A 17,488-nucleotide genomic window follows, 5' to 3' on the forward strand; every position below is an offset into this window, starting at 1 on the left:
AAAACGTCCATGGTCACGATTAACATCAGCAAGAAAGCGATATCAAGATGAATATTGGTGAATTATCCCAAAAGACCGGACTTGCGGCGTCGCGGATCCGGTTCTACGAGCGCATTGGTTTACTCAAAGCGGTGAAACGTAAAGCCAATGGTTACCGCAGTTATCCCCCTGAGGCCGTGATGGCGCTCGAGATGATCACCACCGGGCAACAAGCGGGATTTAGCCTCGATGAACTGCGGTTATTACTGCCAGCCGATCTCGCCAACTGGGATCATCAGCATTTACTCACTACGCTGCGGCAAAAGGTCAATGATCTCGAAGAAATCGAGCGAAAAATCGCACTCAACAAAGCCAAGTTATTGGAGGTCTTAACCGAAATAGAGGCTAAACCCCAAGATATGGACTGCCAAACCAATGCACAGCGGGTGATGTCTCAATTCGGTTGGGATATTTTCCCCACTCAATCGCAACCAAAGTCCAAATAACCCGATTACTGAAAGGACTCATATCGAAAACAATAACGGCCCCCTCTTTTGGTCACCACTTTGCTGGCTGTGGATTTAGCCTAAATGAGTCATCACATCCCAACTGCCCTCTTTATTCTTATGGCATCACTAGGTGCGGTTTAAGCTCAAGCGAATAAATCCCAAGATAGACTATTGACCTTAAACTTAGCTTTAACCTTAGGATAGTGGCAAACGAGTCATCCCTTTGGAGAAAACATGAGACAAACCATACTCGGAGCCAACGGCCAAATCGGCAGAGAACTAGCCCTTAGCCTTAACCGCGAGTTTGACTGTGACATTCGCCTTGTTAGCCGTAATCCGCAAAAAGTGAATGCCACGGACGAGTTAAAGAGCGCCAACCTGCTCGACTTAGCACAAACCTTAGCCGCGGTGGAAGGCTCTGAAATCGTTTATCTCACAGCGGGACTGCCTATGGATACACAGCTTTGGGTCGAGCAATGGCCTGTTATTATGGGTAATGTTATCCAAGCCTGTAAGACTCACGGCGCCAAACTGGTGTATTTCGATAATACCTATATGTATCCGCAAACGGCGGCGCCGCAGCGAGAGGATGCAGCCTTTGCGCCCAATGGCGCCAAAGGCCGCGTGAGGGGCGAAATTACCCAAATGTTACTCGATGAAATCCATGCAGGGCGACTCGAGGCGATGATCTGCCGCGCACCAGAATTTTACGGTCCAGGCCAAACCCAGAGCATTACCAACACCACGGTTATCGACAATCTCGCCCAAGGGAAAAAGGTCAAAGTGTTTTTGCGCGATGATACAAAACGCAGTTTGATTTACACCCCAGATGCCAGTCGCGCCATGGCCTTACTCGGGAATACTGCCGATGCCTATGGCCAAACATGGCACTTACCCTGTGATGACAATATATTGACCTATAAAGAATTTATTACTCTTGCAGCCGACATTTTTAAGGTGTCGGCTCGATATACTGTGGTCAAAGAATGGCAACTGTGGCTCGCGGGTAAATTCAACCCCACCATACGTGATGCGGGAGAATTGCTGCCCCGTTATCGCTGCGACAATCTGTTTATTTCCGATAAATTTAAAGCCCGTTTCCCTGATTTTAAGGTCACTCGCTTTGAACAAGGGCTGGCTGAAATCGCCAAAGAGCGCCAGTTAATCTAAGAGCATGCTCGATGGCGTCGTAGATAAGCATGACGCCATCTCATCCATTCATTAACAAGCATTCACTAACAGGCAGTGAGTAATAAACGCTTAGGCTATGACTCGCTAATGGCGACTTTTCCGGCCAGACCGACCAGTAACACGCCAGAAACGCCCTCAAGTCCGCGAGCGTAACGCTGTGAGTCGGCTCGATTAAATAGCCAGCTGCCACTAGCGGCATATAGCAGGTTGACCAAGGTTGCTAAGCCACTGAAGAGTAAACCTAAGATCAACAGCTGCGTGGCAACCGCGCCCGAGGCGGGGTCGATAAATTGCGGCAAAAACGACAGGAAAAACAGCGCTACCTTAGGATTTAACACACTCACCACTACGCCCTGTAAAAACACATTGGTGTTTAGCGTCGCGTTATCGCCAATCACGATTCTGCTCTGGCCCTGCCAGCAGGATATCAGGGCTTTTACACCTAAATACAATAAGTAAGCCGCACCGAGCCATTTCACTATATTAAAGGCCAGGGCCGAACTTAAGATAATGGCGGAGAGCCCCAAGCAAGCGGCCAAGGTATGCACAAAATAACCAGTCCCTAATCCTAACGCCGCTTTAAGACCGTAGGCCTTCTTACCTTTCATGGTGTTAGAGACTATATCGATGACGTCGGGTCCTGGGATCAGATTGATTGAGAGGCACGCAATCACAAACATCAACAACGAATCTAGCTCCATTTAAATTCCTCTTTACTTCTGTACCTATTATTTTGCCTAAACTACCCCATCGTCAGTTAAGCGACAAGACGGAGTATCATCCATTAAACCGTTGGCTTAACTGCTGAATATCCGCAGCAACCCACTCAGGTTCAATACAATCGGCAAGTTGGCTCGCCATAAACGACACCAACTGCATGGCAGCATAGGGTAAGCGCCTATCCCTGCGCCCCACCAGATACCAGTTACTCTCCAGTGGAAATCCGTTCACCGACAATATTGCGGGTTTTTCACGCCCCTCTTGCAGAGTGTGGGCCGAAATCACCGATAAGCCTAAGCCCGACGCCACACTTAAACGAATTGCCTCGTTGCTCTCAATTTGCATAGTGTCGCTCAAGGCAATGCCTTGGGCGCTACACCAAGACTCAAACATCAGCCGTGTGGCAGAGCCTGGCTCGCGCATGATAAAGCGCTCTTGTTTCAACTCGCTAAAGTTGAGATGTTGGCGCTCAACTGCCCAATGGTCCTTAGGGGCTATCAGTTGCAGCGGATTTTTAATGATCCGCGCCGATAATACATGCTCACCACTTGGGGGATGACTAAAGAGATATAAATCATCCTCTTGACGTTCGAATCGCCCCAAAATATGCGCACGGTTGCCAATATTTAAGGTAACTTTGACCTGCGGAAATTGCCGATAGAAGGCCCCTAGAATCCGAGGCATCACGTATTTTGCCGTGGTCACTAGACCAATATTGATATGGCCCACACTGCCGCCCCTCGCCTGCTGGATAAAGGCATCGAAGTCTTCGAAACGACTCAAGGTATCGCAGGCAACCCGATAGAGCTCTTGCCCAACTAAGGTCGGCTGCATTCGCCCCTCAGCGCTTACCAACAGAGGCTCACCCAAAATATCCGCCAATTTCTTCAGTTGTAGCGAGACCGTCGGCTGAGTGAGATGCAAGGCGCGCGCGGCGGCCGAGATATTGCCAAGCCTGACGACCTGCACATAGACCTCGAGCAAACGAAAGCTTAAGTGCCGAAGTTTAAGTTGGCCTTGGGATGATTTACTCATAGATGATTATCTATACCTAATCTGCAAACAATTTATTTTTCAATATAGCGAATTGGGTTCAGAATCTCCAGCCATCGATGCCCGCAGAACTTTCTCGGCGCATTATTCTGTTGATGTCGTTATTAATGAGATACTTATGCCAGATATTGTCATTGCGTTTTTCGCCTTAGGTTTACTCGCCGGTTTGGTTAAATCCGATCTTAAGGTCCCCCCCGCCATCTACGAAACCCTCTCGATTTTGTTAATGCTGACCTTAGGGCTTAAGGGCGGTATGGCGCTGCACGGTCATACCCAAAACCTAGTGATCACCGAATTGGTTGCCGTTGTCGCCTTAGGCTTACTGATCCCCTTAGTGCTTTACCCTGTGCTGACGCGCTTAGTGCAACTCGGTCGAACCGATGCCATTAGCATCGCCGCCCATTATGGGTCGGTCAGTGCGGGCACCTTTGCTGTGGTTCTCGCCATGGTGGAAAAATCAGGGATGACATTAAGGCCCGAAACCACCCTATACCTAGTGCTACTCGAACTGCCCGCGATTGTGGTCATGCTCTGGTTGCACAGATACTTAAGCTCAAAACAGGCGGGGCAAGATGCTGCGCCAACGGCCCATAAATCCAGTGTGTTGCATGAGGCGCTAACCAGCCGTGGCGTCGTGCTACTGGTAGGTGGTGTCGTGATAGGTTGGCTCTATGGCCCGGCGGGACTAGCCCCTCTCACACCAGTGCTGCTCGGCGGCTTTAAAACCCTACTGGCACTGTTTTTACTAGAGATGGGCTTAGTCACAGCGAAAGTCTGTTTACCGCTGCCACTGCAACAATGGCGTCTGTTAGTGTTTGCCGCCGTAACGCCGTTTATTTTGGCATGGTGTGGTATCGGAGTCGGTTTATGGTTGGAATTGCCCGAAGGCAGCATCTTAATACTTGCAGCCTTAAGTGCTAGCGCCTCCTATATTGCAGCGCCTGCCGCTATCCGCGCCGCGATTCCCGAGGCCAATATCGGTTTGGCGATGCTGGCATCGCTGGGGATAACCTTCCCGGTAAACGTGCTAATCGGTTTGCCCCTGTATCAGCACTGGGTGCTACAAATTACCGCTTAAACTTCGCCCATAAAAAAGGGAGACGACAGTCTCCCTTTTTAGCTTTTCAATCTGCTTATCACTGAACCAACGCCCAATACCCTAGGGCTTATCTAAGTGGTGCAAGGCTTTGTTTTTATACATAGCCCGGTCGGCGGTATCGAGTAAATCCTCAAGGTTCATATCGGATTCTGGCGACCAATGGGCAACACCTATACTGGTTTCTAACGGGCGCTGCTGCGGACGTTGCTGATTATATTGCTCAAGCAATAACTTAAAACGCTCGATGGCAAAACTGACGGTATCAGGCTGCACAAAACTGAGCAGCACCACAAACTCATCGCCGCCTAGCCGTGCAATCACATCGGACTCCCTAAAAGCCGCCATCAAAATATGGGCAAAGTCATAGAGCAATTGGTCGCCCTTGCGGTGGCCAAAACTATCATTCACTTCCTTAAAAAAGTCGAGGTCGAAAAAGACTAAGGCGGCCTCGGCATCGGTACGACGACAACTCGCCAGCGATTGATAGGCGAGCAACTCAAACCCTCGGCGATTAGAGATCATGGTCAGCGGATCTAAGGTATTTTGCGCGATAAACAGCAGCTCGGCCTCAACCATTTGTCCCAGATCCGTTAAGGTTTCAATATCATCGTCGCTAAACTCCCGCGGCTCATTGCCGATTAAGCACAGCGTCCCAACCCGATATTCCCCTTGAATGGTAAGAGGATAACCCGCATAAAACCGGATATGCGGAGGCTCGGTAACTAAGGGGTTATCGAAAAAACGGGGATCCTTGAGGGCATCGTTAACGATAAACACGCCATCATGGTTAATAGCATGGGCGCAAAAGGAAATATCCCTTGGAGTTTCAGTCACCTCTAACCCTTGGCGAGACTTAAACCACTGACGATTCGCGTCGACTAAAGTCACCACGCAAATCGGCAGGGCAAAGATCCGCCGCGTTAGCCGAGTGATCCTGTCGAATCTTTCCTCGGCATCGGTATCGAGTACATTCAGCGCCCTTAGGGTGGCTAAACGTTGTAACTCATTCTCAGGAATGGGAGGTAGTTGCATAGTACACTCCGCTAATGGCTCTCTAACAAGCTTAGACTAACTGCAAGGCCCACGTTGATTTACTCAAGGATTGCCTGATAAATCACAACCACTCGCTCAGCGTGAGCTGCCACATCATCAAAGGCCAACTTACCAGCTTTTTGTTGCAATGTGAGACGATGATTTTCATCCCGTAGCCAGCAATAACTCTGAGTTAAGTGCTGCGCGCTCATCAGCGGCAACAGCTCAAGCTCGGCCAGCACACCAAAAATACGCACGTTATCAGACCAAATCGACAATTCGGGATACTCATGTGCGTGAGCAAGCACTAAATATTGGGCGATAAACTCAATATCCGTGATCCCGCCGGGGCTCTGTTTTAAGTCGAATTCACCTTCGCTGACTTTAAGTAAATGGTCACGCATCTTTTGGCGCATCTCACGCACGGCCTTTTTCAGCTCGTCCTTATCCCTTGGTTGCTCAAGCACCGAGGCGCGGATCTGGCTAAATTTAGCCGCTAAACTATTATCGCCAAAAACAAAACGTGAACGAACTAAGGCTTGATGCTCCCATGTCCAGGCCTCCTGCGCTTGATACTCACCAAAGCGCGCAATCTCACTCACCATTAAGCCCGATGCGCCAGACGGACGCAGGCGCATATCCACTTCATATAGCTCACCCGAGGTGGTTCGGGTCGAGAATAAGTGCAGAATACGTTGAGCCAGTTTCAAATAAAAATGGCCCACTTCTATCGGTCTGTCGCCATTGGTAAGGCTGTTGGCCATATTTTCGGGCGCTTCGTAGAGGAAAACTAAATCCAGATCCGAACCGTAACCCAGTTCGATACCGCCTAACTTGCCATAGCCTATGACCGCAAAGCCAGTATCGTTGCCTTCTTCAAGATAACTGGGCACACCATGACGCACCGCCACTTGTTGCCATGCCTGCATCACCACTTGCTCGATAATGGCTTCGGCCAAGAAGGTTAAGTGGTCGCTCACCTGCATCACGGGTAAAACGCCTGTCACATCGGCGGCGGCAATTTTCAGCTGTTGTGACAACTTAAACTGGCGCAGCGCCTCCATTTGCTGCTCCATATCATCTTCAGGTACTCGCAGCAGATACTGGCGTAGCTCACTCGGATAATCATCGAGCGAGGTTGTGTCGTACAGATGCGCTGGGTCGATAAGCTCATCGAGCAACATCGGGAATTTAGCGAGCTGCGCCGCAATCCAAGGACTGGCGCAGCACAGGCTCACAAGCTGTTGCCGTGCGCCGGGGTTTTCGCACAGCAACTCAAGATAGGTGGTGCGCGTCAGAATTTGCTCTAGCACCTTTGAGACAGGCTCGAAGGCCGCTGAAGGGCTCGGCTGATTGAGTAACTCGTCCAGCAACCTTGGCATTAATTTATCTAGGGTCTCACGGCCACGGGGGCCAATCGAGCGTTTAGTCACGGTGTCGCGCCAACTGCTGAGCAGCGGCCAGAGTTTATCGTCGTCAATCTGCTGCTCGGCGAGGAGATTGATCGCGTGGTCGTCCTGCTGCACATTCCACAGCTGCGCAGTCCAATGCTCCGCTTTCTCCTCGCCTTCTTCGCCGCCAACTGTGGCTTTAAAATGACAATGAATTTTCGCCATCGCCGCCTCAATATGGGTGCGAAGATCGGTCTCGTTAGTCATATCCAGCACTACGCAAAGTCTTGCCCAATCGAGGGGATTATTTGGCAGAGTCTGGGTTTGCTTATCATCAATCGCCTGTAACAGGTTCTCGACTCGGCGCAGTAATAAGTAGCTGTGTTTTAGCTCATCGACCGCCAAGTACTCGAATTGCCCTAGGCTGTAAAGGGTATCCATGGCTCCGAAAAGGCTCTGCTGGCGCAGGGCGGGCTCACGACCGCCGCGGATCAGTTGAAAGCTTTGCACCACGAACTCCACCTCACGTATCCCACCCGCACCGAGTTTAATATTGTCGGTTAACTGACGGCGACGCACCTCTTGGGCAATGAGTTGTTTCATTTTGCGCAGGGATTCAATCGCCGAGAAGTCGATATAGCGACGATAGACAAAGGGGCGCAGTAAGCTGTGTAATTCGTCGGAAAAATGGTTCCAAGGTCCGAGCGAACGGGCTTTGACCATGGCATAACGTTCCCAATCCCGTCCTTGCTCTTGGTAATAATCCTCAAGGCCACTAAAACTCACCACCAATGGACCACTCTCGCCGTAGGGACGCAGGCGCATGTCGACGCGGAACACAAACCCATCGACAGTAATTTGGTCGAGTAAATTAACTAGCCGCTGCCCCATACGGATGAAAAACTGTTGGTTATCGAGGCTTCTTCGCCCGCCCACGGTTTCGCCATGCTCGGGGAAGGTAAAGATAAGGTCGATATCGGAGGAGAAGTTAAGCTCACGCCCACCGAGCTTGCCCATGCCCAAAATAAGCAAAGGCTGCGGGTTGCCCGCCTTATCCATAGGCGTGCCATATTGGGCGCACATTTCTTTATAGAGCCAATCCCTTGCACCAATCACCAACGCTTCGGCGAGTGCCGAGAGGTCTAACAGTGATTCTTCTAAACAGGCGTAATCTAAAAAATCTCGCCAGGCTAAACGCACCATTTGATAGTTACGGAATCGGCGTAATTGACGTTTTGCAAGGTCTTCAGTCGTCGCGCTATTTAACTGTTCGTGTAACTGGGCATCAAAAGTCTGCCGCTCCACTTGCTGCAGATCGCCTGCGAATAAAGTGTTAATCCACTCGGGCGACCTAGTTAACTGCGCTGCGATATAATCGCTTAATCCTAAAACGTTTTTCAGTTCCTGCTGCTGCGCAGGTGTTAAATTTGCCAGTCCTTCTGACCATACTTCGGCAAGACGTGCCCAATGACGCTCCGCGGCTTGAGTAATGAGGGGAGACAATGACTTATTACTGTCTTTTTGTACGGCCATAATAATCCCTAACAAATTTAAACATCGACATATTATGTCATAAATGATATAGAATGAAATCACATCAGGTTTGATGCCATTGTCATGCCTAAAGGCAAATTCTCGCATTATCCCTTCATGGCAGATGCGAACTCAGCCCAAAAGAAAGTAACCCCTCTTTTTTGGCTGTTTAGGGTACTATAACCTGTGAGGCAAACATATTGGGCAAATAGATTATTATTGACTGCCCATATTTGAGTTTTATTTCAGCACTTTTGGAGAAAACATGGCAGGAATGCTAATGCGGGTTCTCACGTCGATGCTCATTTTGGCTGCGACCTTATCGCTTACAGGTTGTGGCGATGACAGGCCAGAGAAAATTGAGAAGTATCAACAACTCACTGAGCAGCGCCTCTCGACACTCAATACTATGCTTGAGGACGGTCAGGTGCGTAACGCCAATCTGCTCAAGCAATATAGCAGTTTGCTAAAACAGCAAAAGCCTGATTTAGCACCATTAGTGGATGAATTAGCCAAGGATGCAACCGCCGAAGGGCCTATGTACACCTCGCTGAAGCGTCGTTTAGCTGATGCCAAAAATTCGGCCAACTTTACCGATCTCGACCAGCAACTCAACGAGATTGAGAATCTCTACCAAGCGGCCGATCCTAGTCTATATAACGACATGCTTTCCGATCCTGTTAACGTGATCGCGGATATGTCTGAGGGCAAGCTTGCCCGCGTCAATGCCATCAGCCGTGAGGCGGCGGCCCTTGCCAATAATGCCGAAGATTTTGGCCCTGGTAGCCAATTGGTGGGTAACCCGGCCTACGGCAGCTGGCAGACAGACTCGAGCGGCATGTCCTTCTGGGCTTGGTACGGCATGTATTCGATGTTTTCGAATATCTTCCACCGCCCCATTTATTACGACCGTTGGTCGGGTAACCGTGGCTACAGCTATTACAACGACGTAGGTCGCTATCGCTATACTTCGCCAAAACAAGCACAGGCGCAGGAAAAAACCTTCGAGCAGACCAAAAAACGTTTCGATTCCCAAGGGAAACGCTTCGATAGCCCCTATGCTAAATCGCGTACAGGTGCCACGGCGCTCTCCCGTGAGAGCAGCAGCGCGCCTAAAACCAATACCGCAAGTACCGCGAATAAGTCGGGTGCGCAGTCAGGCAGCAAATTCCGTTCTAATTATTCTAAAGACAGCAGTTTCCGTAATTCCAGCAACCGCACGACCCGCAGTGTGCGCCGAGGCAAGTAACCTAAAGGATCTCTTATGACATTATTTCAGGATTTCGGTATCACACCAGAGCTAGTCACCATACTGGCAATTGACCTCACTATTGCAGTTATCTTATTGACATTAATGCGTTATTTGCAGGGCTGGAGTGTGAGAGTCAACAGCAGTAAAGAGCTGGCTGAACGCGATAACTTTGCCTTTGGGATCAGTACCGCCGGCGCCGTTGCCGCCCTCGGCATAGTGTTGACTGGCGCAATTACTGGCGCTGCTGCGCCCTCCTATTTAACCGAAGCTATTGGCATGAGCGCCTACGGATTATTTGGCTTAGTGCTGATTAAATTCGGACGCTTTTTACACGATAAAATCGCACTAAACGAGTTAGATAAGAATCAGCAAATCCTTAAAGGTAACGTATCTGTCGCCATTGTAGATGCCAGCGCCGCCATCGCAACCGCGATCATTATTCGCGCCGTACTGCTATGGGCCGAGGATTTAACACTCGATACCTTTATCGCCATCTTCAGCGCCTTTGCAATTTCGCAGTTGATGCTAGTTCTACTCACCCGCCTACGCGAAAAACGCTTCGCGAGTCGTAATCAAGACTCCTCCATGCAACAGGCACTCGCCCAAGGCCACACGGCATTAGCCATCCGCCACGCAGGCTTTATGATCGCCATGGCGCTAAGCTTTAATGCCGCGAGTCATTTTATCCTGTTCAACCCAACCGCCTATGTGACTAACATCATCGGCTGGTTAGTGTTCTCCATCATCATGTTGGTCGTACTGACACTGCTGCTATTCGTGATCAAAAAGCTGGTGCTGGCACGAATCGATTTAGCGGATGAAGTCGAAAGACAGCACAACATTGGTCTCGCTGCCGTAGAAATGGCCATCAGTATTGCTATCGCACTTATTCTCACGGCCCTAATGGCGTAATCCAATGCACGAATCCCAAACAACCTGCTCGGCGACTCAAGCGGTAAAAACGAGTCGCCTAAGCTGGTTCGATGATGTCCTACTATTGGGCATTATGGCCGTACTCGCTGGGTGCGGCCTGATCTACGAATACCTGTTGTCCCACTACGCAGGCCGGATCTTAGGCGCGTTAGAAGCCGCCATTTACACTATGATCGGCCTGATGATCGTCTCCATGGGTCTTGGCGCCTTTGCCGCACGTAAAATTAAAGATGCCTTTACCGGCTTTGTGGTGCTGGAACTCACGGTCGCGCTCTGTGGCTCGCTGGCGATTTTAATTACCGCAGCCGTGATAGGTTTTGGTCAGCAACTGCCGATGCTTATCGCCTCCACCCTAGGTTTACCACCGGATCAACTGCCTGAGGGTGGCATGATTGGCTCGCTGCAAAAGTTGAGCGAACATCTGCCCTATGTCTGGGGCGTTTTACTCGGCTTGATGATCGGGATGGAAATCCCGCTGATCGCGAGGGTGAGACAATCCCTGTCGGATGAACACTTACTGCATAATGCCGGTACCATTTATGGCGCCGACTATATTGGCGCAGGGATTGGCGCGGCCATTTGGGTCGGCTTTATGCTGGCCATCGATATTCAACTCGCCGCCGCGCTGACCGCCAGCTTTAACTTGCTCGCGGGCTTTGTGTTTATCTGGCGTTTTTGGCCCAAGATCCAAAGGGCGAAATTATTGCTCGCGGGGCATTTTGTGGTCACGGGCGTATTATTGCTGCTCGCCATTCAAGGGCCGAGTTGGGAGCAACAGTTCAACAATCTGCTCTATAAAGACAAAGTGGTTTACGCTAAGGCCACGCGTTTTCAACAACTCACCTTTACCGAGCGCTTACGTGGCAATGGCCTCTCCCCCATATACTCTTTGTATATCAATGGCCGATTACAGTTTTCGAGTATCGATGAACATATCTACCATGCATTTTTAGTTCACCCAACACTTGCGGCCAGCGCTCGCCACAACAAGGTATTAATCATTGGTGGTGGTGATGGACTGGGCCTAAAGCAAGTGCTGCGTTGGGAACCTGAGCAAGTGACCTTGCTCGATCTTGATGCCGCATTGGTGCAACTCTTTAAAACGCCCGATACGGATATGCCTAAGCGTCTAAGCCAAGCCCTGTTAGCCCTCAATGGCAATGCCTTTAACGATCCTCGCGTTAAGGTGATCCACGACGATGCCTTTAACGGAGTCGATAAATTGATTGCCGCAGGAGATAAATACGATGCCATTATTGTGGACTTGCCCGATCCTAGCCATCCCGATTTAAATAAGCTCTATTCGGATTATTTCTATCGCAAGCTCAAGGAACTAATGAGCAGTGATGGCGCTCTGACTGTACAGTCAACCTCGCCCTATCACGCGCAAAAGGCCTTTATCTCGGTCGCGAAAACCTTGGCTTTAGCAGGGTTTGACGTAAAACAGTATCACCATAACGTCCCAAGCTTTGGAGAATGGGGCTGGAGCATTGCCACTGTATCGGGAAAAGATGCTCAGCATCGCCTTGGCGAGCTGACAACACTGCCGATAGCGGATGACTGGTTAACCTTAGGTTTAGTCAAAGGCGCCTTTGAATTTCCTGCCAATTTTTATCAGGACGCCGCCAATATTAAGCCTAACGAACTCGGTTCGTTGCAGTTGTACCATTACCATCAACAGGCATGGTCCGAAACCCAAGGACTGGATCTTTTTTAACGGATAAAGATAGTGCTTGACATATTATGTCTCGGTGCTATCTTTGAACACAGACATAATATGTCAATAAGGACAAATATGAATATCCATACTCTTGCTAATCACCTCAACAGCCTTGGCAATAATAGCCAGACCGGCTTCCAATTCGATTGCTATCCAATTGATGGTGAAGTCGAAGTGTTGCAAGTGAATGTGGTCGGCCGTGAAGAAATCCCGGTATTCGTATCGGTTACGGACAACCAAATTCTCTGCATCAGCTACCTGTGGGGCGAGAACGAAGTAAACCAAGAGCGTCGCAGCGAAATGTTTGAGACCATGCTCGAATTAAACATTCCAATGCCATTGTCAGCCTTTGCCAAAATTGATGACAAATACGTAGTTTACGGCGCGCTGTCTCTGCAATCTAGCATGCTCGAAATCGAGCAAGAGTTAGCAGTCTTATCCGATAACTGCTTAGAAGTTATCGATGAAATGGTCGACTATCTGAAATAAGGAGCCACAATTATGGGCATTCTGAACAAAATTTTAACAGCGTTTCGCGGTGGTGCCACCGAAGTAGGCCAAAGCATCGTAGACGCAAACTCGACTCGAATTTTCGAACAGGAAATCCGTGATGCCGAGAAACATTTAACCAACGCCAAGCGCGAACTGACCGATGTGATGGCGAAAGAAATGCAAGCCAGCCGCGAAGTTGACCGCTTAAAGCGCTCAATTGCCGAACACGAAGGCTATGCAACACAAGCTTTAGATAAAGGCAACGAAGCCTTAGCCATTGAAGTGGCTGAAAAAATTGCTCAATTAGAGCAAGAGCTGGCCGAGCAGCAAACTGCCAATGATAGCTTCAGCGCCCATGCAGTACGTCTGAAAGATTTAGTGAAGAAAACCGAGCGTCAACTGTCTGATTATCAACGTCAGTTAAGCATGGTCAAAACCACCGAAAGCGTGCAAAAGGCGACAGCGACCATTACCGACTCTTTTGCCTCAAGCAACTCTAAGCTGCTGAATGCCAAAGATTCATTAGAGCGTATCAAAGCGCGTCAACAACAGTTTGACGACAGATTGAAAGCCGCTGAAACCTTAGCCGAAGAAGGCAGCGATAAATCATTGCAAGCCAAATTAGCCGAAGCTGGCATTGGTGAGCAAAAATCGAATGCCAACGCCGTGCTCGAACGTATCAAGGCACGTAAAAGCTAATTCATGATTGACCAAACGCCGAGCACCGATGGGACCATCACCCCCTATTGTGCTCGGCTTTTTTGTTTTTGTTTTAGACACGCGGATATGTCCAATCAGCCACTCACGGTGTGAGCTTTGGCATGGTGCGCACTGTTTAGGAGCGAATATGGGATTTTTTAACAGTATTTTTGGTAAAAAGGCGCCGCCAGCGCGTGAACTCAATCATCCCTCTGCGCTCAAGATCGGCGATATGATCTCCATCGACAATAGTTTTGCTCTGCCGCCACAATTGCGCGGTCAACAACTGAAAGTCGAAGCGGTGAATACCTATGAGTTTGAACGCAATCAGCAAAGCGAGTGGGTGCTAAAAGGTCATGGTAGCGAGACGCTATTTTTGAGTCTTGAAGAAGACGATGAAACTTACCTCGCCTTCTCTATGAAAATTACCCGCGCACAGGTGGAACAGTTATTCGATTTAGAGCAATTCAGTACCCTGTTCGATGAACCAGGTCATGCCGAACTTACCACCCAAGAGTTATCGCCACAGCTAGCCGAGCAGCTCGAACAATGGCTGGGTAAGCAATACCATCAAGTGACCTTTGCGCTGTTTGGCTATTTTCACCGTGAAGACTACCGCGGCCTAAAACCGCCGCAGGATGCCAATGGTGCAACCGGCGAGCCCTTCGAATATTATTTACTGCTCGATGATGACGAAAGCCGCGCGGTAGAAGTCGAAGTGTACGAAGGTGGCGATACCGATGTGGTACTGACCTTATACCGCCCCCTGTCGGACATTCGCGACTACTGGCCCGGTCAATAAAGTTTGGCATACGATAAAGTGCGCGACTCGCACTTTATCGCTTAAGCCATTACAATCCCAATTGAATTCGCTCGAAATGTACGGTTGATAGCAACAGGTAACGCCTAATGAGTAAAACGAAACACCCTCTCCCAGAGCAATGGCAAAAGAACCAGCAAGCCGCAAAAGCGACGCAAGTGGCCTTCGATCTCGATGAAAAGTTTCAATATTCTATTCGTAAAGCCGCGCTCGATGCGGGTGTCAGCCCTTCCGATCAAATCCGTACCATTTTAGGCTTAAGTGTTTCAAAACGTCCGACTCGCCCCCGCTTAACCGTCTCACTAAATGCCGAAGATTATGTACAACTCGCTGAAAAATATGGTCTTAGCGCCGATTCTCAGCTTGAGATTAAACGCCGCGTACTCGAAGACTTAGTACGCTTTGTCGCCGAAGATTAATCGCAGTTACGCCTCTAAGCATTTAAGCGCCCGACAAACCTAAGTCGGGCGATTTATCACAAAGTTAATTTACTCATAGCGTAAACTCTTTTACCTTAGACATTCGCCTTAAAACACAGGGATCATGTTAGGCATGACAGATAAAACCCCTTGGTCGCTCCGCTCTTTGGGTAATCCATCTCCCTTCGAATTCGCCATGATGCTGCTGTCGCTGCTCTCGGTCATCATAGTGTTAGTGATGACCTTTGGCCGACTCGACAAAGAAACCTACCGGTTACTGTTTTTTATCGATACCACGATTTGCATGATTTTTATGGTTAACTTTTTCGTTGGCCTGTTTCGCGCACGCGATAAAGTTTTTTATCTGCGCCATCATTGGATTGATTTTATCGCCAGTATTCCCGCCATCGAGGCACTGCGTATCGCGAGGGTGTTCCAAATTCTGCGGGTGATACGCCTAATCCGCATGAGCCGTTCTTTCCTTATTCCATTGATAAAGCAGCGCAAACAAGCCACTCTCGCCAGCTTATTGGTCGCTATGGTAACCATTTTAACCTTCGCTTCTATCATCATTCTGATTGTCGAAAGTGGCACCGAGGGCGCCAATATCCAAACCGCCGAGCAAGCCATTTGGTGGGCTTTAGTGACGATTTCGACCGTGGGTTATGGCGATTTTTATCCCGTCAGCACCGCAGGACATATTGTGGGCGGCATAGTGATTGTCAGCGGTGTAAGCTTTTTCGGGGTGATTTCGGGTTATATGGCCTCGGTATTTGTCGCCCCCGATGAAAGTGAGCGCCAAGAACGTCAAGACGCCCATAAGGCGGAGATTAAAAGCGAACTCGAAATGGCTCTTGCCAGAATGGAAGAAAACCAGCGGCAGATGGAGCAAAATCAAGCGCAGATGTTGGCCAAAATTGCCGAGTTAAAACAGGCATTGGAAGCCCAAAAAAATTAGGAAGGCATGGCCTTCCTAAGCTTGATTCTATGGGGTGATGACCAATCGGCCATTTACCAATAGGTCGTTTGCGTCATCGCGTTTTGTCTCGATGCCTCCATCGCAAAGAGTAAGCTTTGCTGCTTAGCCTCAAGCCAGTCGCTTAAGTCGATGCCAAGGGTTTGCGCCGCCAGCGTCAATTGCTGATAACAGGCTAAGGTTCTAATCCCTAACACTAAATCCTGCCAAGGTGCCCTAAAGGCATCGCGGGATTTTGCCTCATACAAAAGCCCATACGCTTGCCCTACTTGAATACTCTCATCCAGTAACGCCGCGCACTGCAAATAATCCTCGGCTGTCATGGTCTTATCGCTTGGCATGGCCGAGTGAACTGCCTGCCATGAGGCTTCCTGCGCATGATCAGCATGCTGGGATAACCCAAGCTCTGCGGGCAATTCGATATTCCCCGCGCTGAGCGCCAATAGGATCTCGACAATCGCTAACTGCAATTGACCGTATTCAACACTTTGCCAGAGTGAGTTTAATCGCCCAGAGATATCCATGGCCTCAAATTGCCGCTGTAGTTGTTGCATCAAAGCTTGACGGGCGTCGTGCCGAGCCAATAAGCCTTTTTGACTGCCGAGCAAGGCTGCTAAGGCCTGTGCCTCTTCAATAAAAGTAAGTTGCGATTCAATCAAATTAAAGTGCTGTATCAAAGTAGTGTTAGCGAGGCCAAACTGGCTCAGCGTCATCCGTAATAAACGGATACAGGCGCGCATCCGCCACCACAGGGCTATTACGGCTTCGTTGTCTTGTTCTTCGGCAATCATAGCTTCGAGCAACTGCCAACGTTCGAGCGCAGTTTCCAGTAGCACTTGGCAGGTAGCCGTTAAATCCTGTTGATGGGGCTGATGCAGGTTGAGATCCTCTGGCACTGGCAGCGGTAAAAACTCCAGTGCATTCAAGGTTAACGGCTTAGATTGCCCAGCGAGTCGATGGCCGCGCTGCGCCTTACTGGCTTTACCTAAACGCACGGGAACGCTATCGGCGACTTGCATCGCCAAGGTTAATAAGGCACTGGCATCCCCCGACAATAGCTCAAATTCGAGTTCGCAGAGGGCTTCATGCTGACCATTAGCGGTAATATCCCCCGTGTCCAAGGCAACCTCAATAAGGCTCTCTTCGAGAGTCACATGCCAGGCACGGCGATAAAAATCGGTGTGAAATACACAGCCAAGCGCCGCTTGCACTGAGGGTAAATCGGCATTCGCGGGCCAGATATTGGCCGGAAAGAGGCTTAAATTTGGGCTGTCGGCTTCAATGGTGACGTTATATTCGGGACGCGAATGGATCCCGCCCACAACTTGCCCCGCCGTCTTAATGGTTTGCTCTTTGTGACCATCAAACCCGCGTACCCTTAACCCCATGTCCCATTGGCGTAATTGTAATCCGGGGGTATCAAAGTAACCGTTGCTTAAGCGACGCTTTCCCTGCGGAGTGGCGTTTGGCAGGCTATCTAACTTATTTATCAAGGATTCTTGAAACTTAGGGAGGAAAAACAGTTTTAATTCTATCTCTGCATTCATTGCGGCACCGCTCATTTTGTCATCAAAGATTCATTGATGCGTCACTTTTAGTTCATAATGTCACAAATGTGTCATAAAAATCCCGTAGGATTTGGTTTTGAAGTTGGTATATAACCCGTTAGA

The 17,488-nt window shown here is 49.5% G+C and carries 16 protein-coding genes; 11 read left to right on the forward strand and 5 right to left on the reverse strand.

The window, feature by feature from the left end; genetic code table 11:
- Positions 1-47 precede the first annotated feature (47 nt).
- Positions 48-485 (forward strand): MerR family transcriptional regulator, encoded by a 438-nt coding sequence (locus CBX96_RS12715; RefSeq protein ID WP_109286958.1) that lies wholly within the window; start codon positions 48-50, stop codon positions 483-485.
- 237 nt (positions 486-722) lie between these two features.
- On the forward strand, positions 723-1,658 hold the full coding sequence (locus tag CBX96_RS12720) for an NAD-dependent epimerase/dehydratase family protein (RefSeq protein ID WP_109286959.1): 936 nt from the start codon (positions 723-725) through the stop codon (positions 1,656-1,658).
- A 95-nt stretch (positions 1,659-1,753) separates the two neighbouring features.
- Here the strand turns inward: CBX96_RS12720 and CBX96_RS12725 are convergent, their stop codons facing one another.
- Together CBX96_RS12725 and CBX96_RS12730 are read right to left on the reverse strand one after the other, a co-directional pair.
- Positions 1,754-2,380: a LysE family translocator gene (locus tag CBX96_RS12725; RefSeq protein WP_109286960.1), complete on the reverse strand. Its 627-nt coding sequence runs from the start codon at positions 2,378-2,380 to the stop codon at positions 1,754-1,756.
- A 76-nt stretch (positions 2,381-2,456) separates the two neighbouring features.
- Positions 2,457-3,434: a LysR family transcriptional regulator gene (locus CBX96_RS12730; RefSeq protein ID WP_109286961.1), complete on the reverse strand. Its 978-nt coding sequence runs from the start codon at positions 3,432-3,434 to the stop codon at positions 2,457-2,459.
- A 136-nt stretch (positions 3,435-3,570) separates the two neighbouring features.
- Between CBX96_RS12730 and CBX96_RS12735 the strand changes: the two genes are divergently transcribed.
- Positions 3,571-4,530: a sodium-dependent bicarbonate transport family permease gene (locus tag CBX96_RS12735; protein ID WP_109286962.1), complete on the forward strand. Its 960-nt coding sequence runs from the start codon at positions 3,571-3,573 to the stop codon at positions 4,528-4,530.
- 81 nt (positions 4,531-4,611) lie between these two features.
- Here CBX96_RS12735 and CBX96_RS12740 read toward each other — a convergent pair whose 3' ends face one another.
- Positions 4,612-5,583: a diguanylate cyclase gene (locus CBX96_RS12740; RefSeq protein ID WP_109286963.1), complete on the reverse strand. Its 972-nt coding sequence runs from the start codon at positions 5,581-5,583 to the stop codon at positions 4,612-4,614.
- 59 nt (positions 5,584-5,642) lie between these two features.
- Positions 5,643-8,507 (reverse strand): bifunctional [glutamate--ammonia ligase]-adenylyl-L-tyrosine phosphorylase/[glutamate--ammonia-ligase] adenylyltransferase, encoded by a 2,865-nt coding sequence (glnE, locus tag CBX96_RS12745; protein WP_109286964.1) that lies wholly within the window; start codon positions 8,505-8,507, stop codon positions 5,643-5,645.
- 265 nt (positions 8,508-8,772) lie between these two features.
- Between glnE and CBX96_RS12750 the strand changes: the two genes are divergently transcribed.
- The 8 genes from CBX96_RS12750 (at position 8,773) to CBX96_RS12785 (ending at position 15,800) form a co-directional block, all read left to right on the forward strand.
- Positions 8,773-9,756: a hypothetical protein gene (locus CBX96_RS12750; protein WP_109286965.1), complete on the forward strand. Its 984-nt coding sequence runs from the start codon at positions 8,773-8,775 to the stop codon at positions 9,754-9,756.
- Positions 9,757-9,771: 15 nt separating this feature from the next.
- Entirely contained in the window at positions 9,772-10,671 is a 900-nt protein-coding gene (locus CBX96_RS12755; RefSeq protein ID WP_109286966.1) for a DUF350 domain-containing protein, read from the forward strand.
- Positions 10,672-10,675: 4 nt separating this feature from the next.
- Positions 10,676-12,409, forward strand: coding sequence for a polyamine aminopropyltransferase (locus tag CBX96_RS12760; RefSeq protein WP_109286967.1), 1,734 nt, complete (start codon positions 10,676-10,678; stop codon positions 12,407-12,409).
- 78 nt (positions 12,410-12,487) lie between these two features.
- The gene (locus CBX96_RS12765) at positions 12,488-12,901 is read left to right on the forward strand and encodes a YjfI family protein (RefSeq protein WP_007645549.1); all 414 of its coding nucleotides are present in this window, start codon (positions 12,488-12,490) and stop codon (positions 12,899-12,901) included.
- A gap of 12 nt (positions 12,902-12,913) precedes the next feature.
- On the forward strand, positions 12,914-13,603 hold the full coding sequence (locus CBX96_RS12770; RefSeq protein WP_011715973.1) for a PspA/IM30 family protein: 690 nt from the start codon (positions 12,914-12,916) through the stop codon (positions 13,601-13,603).
- A gap of 148 nt (positions 13,604-13,751) precedes the next feature.
- Positions 13,752-14,405, forward strand: a complete 654-nt coding sequence (locus CBX96_RS12775; protein WP_109286968.1) for a hypothetical protein — start codon at positions 13,752-13,754, stop codon at positions 14,403-14,405.
- A 107-nt stretch (positions 14,406-14,512) separates the two neighbouring features.
- Complete coding sequence (locus tag CBX96_RS12780; RefSeq protein WP_011715971.1) at positions 14,513-14,842, forward strand: hypothetical protein; 330 nt, start codon at positions 14,513-14,515, stop codon at positions 14,840-14,842.
- A 133-nt stretch (positions 14,843-14,975) separates the two neighbouring features.
- On the forward strand, positions 14,976-15,800 hold the full coding sequence (locus CBX96_RS12785) for an ion transporter (protein ID WP_089068997.1): 825 nt from the start codon (positions 14,976-14,978) through the stop codon (positions 15,798-15,800).
- Positions 15,801-15,853: 53 nt separating this feature from the next.
- Here CBX96_RS12785 and CBX96_RS12790 read toward each other — a convergent pair whose 3' ends face one another.
- Positions 15,854-17,365: an inorganic triphosphatase gene (locus CBX96_RS12790; protein ID WP_109287000.1), complete on the reverse strand. Its 1,512-nt coding sequence runs from the start codon at positions 17,363-17,365 to the stop codon at positions 15,854-15,856.
- Between the last annotated feature and the right edge of the window lie 123 nt (positions 17,366-17,488).

This window comes from Shewanella sp. BC20 (genome assembly GCF_003129585.1).
Taxonomy (GTDB): Bacteria; Pseudomonadota; Gammaproteobacteria; order Enterobacterales; family Shewanellaceae; genus Shewanella; species Shewanella seohaensis.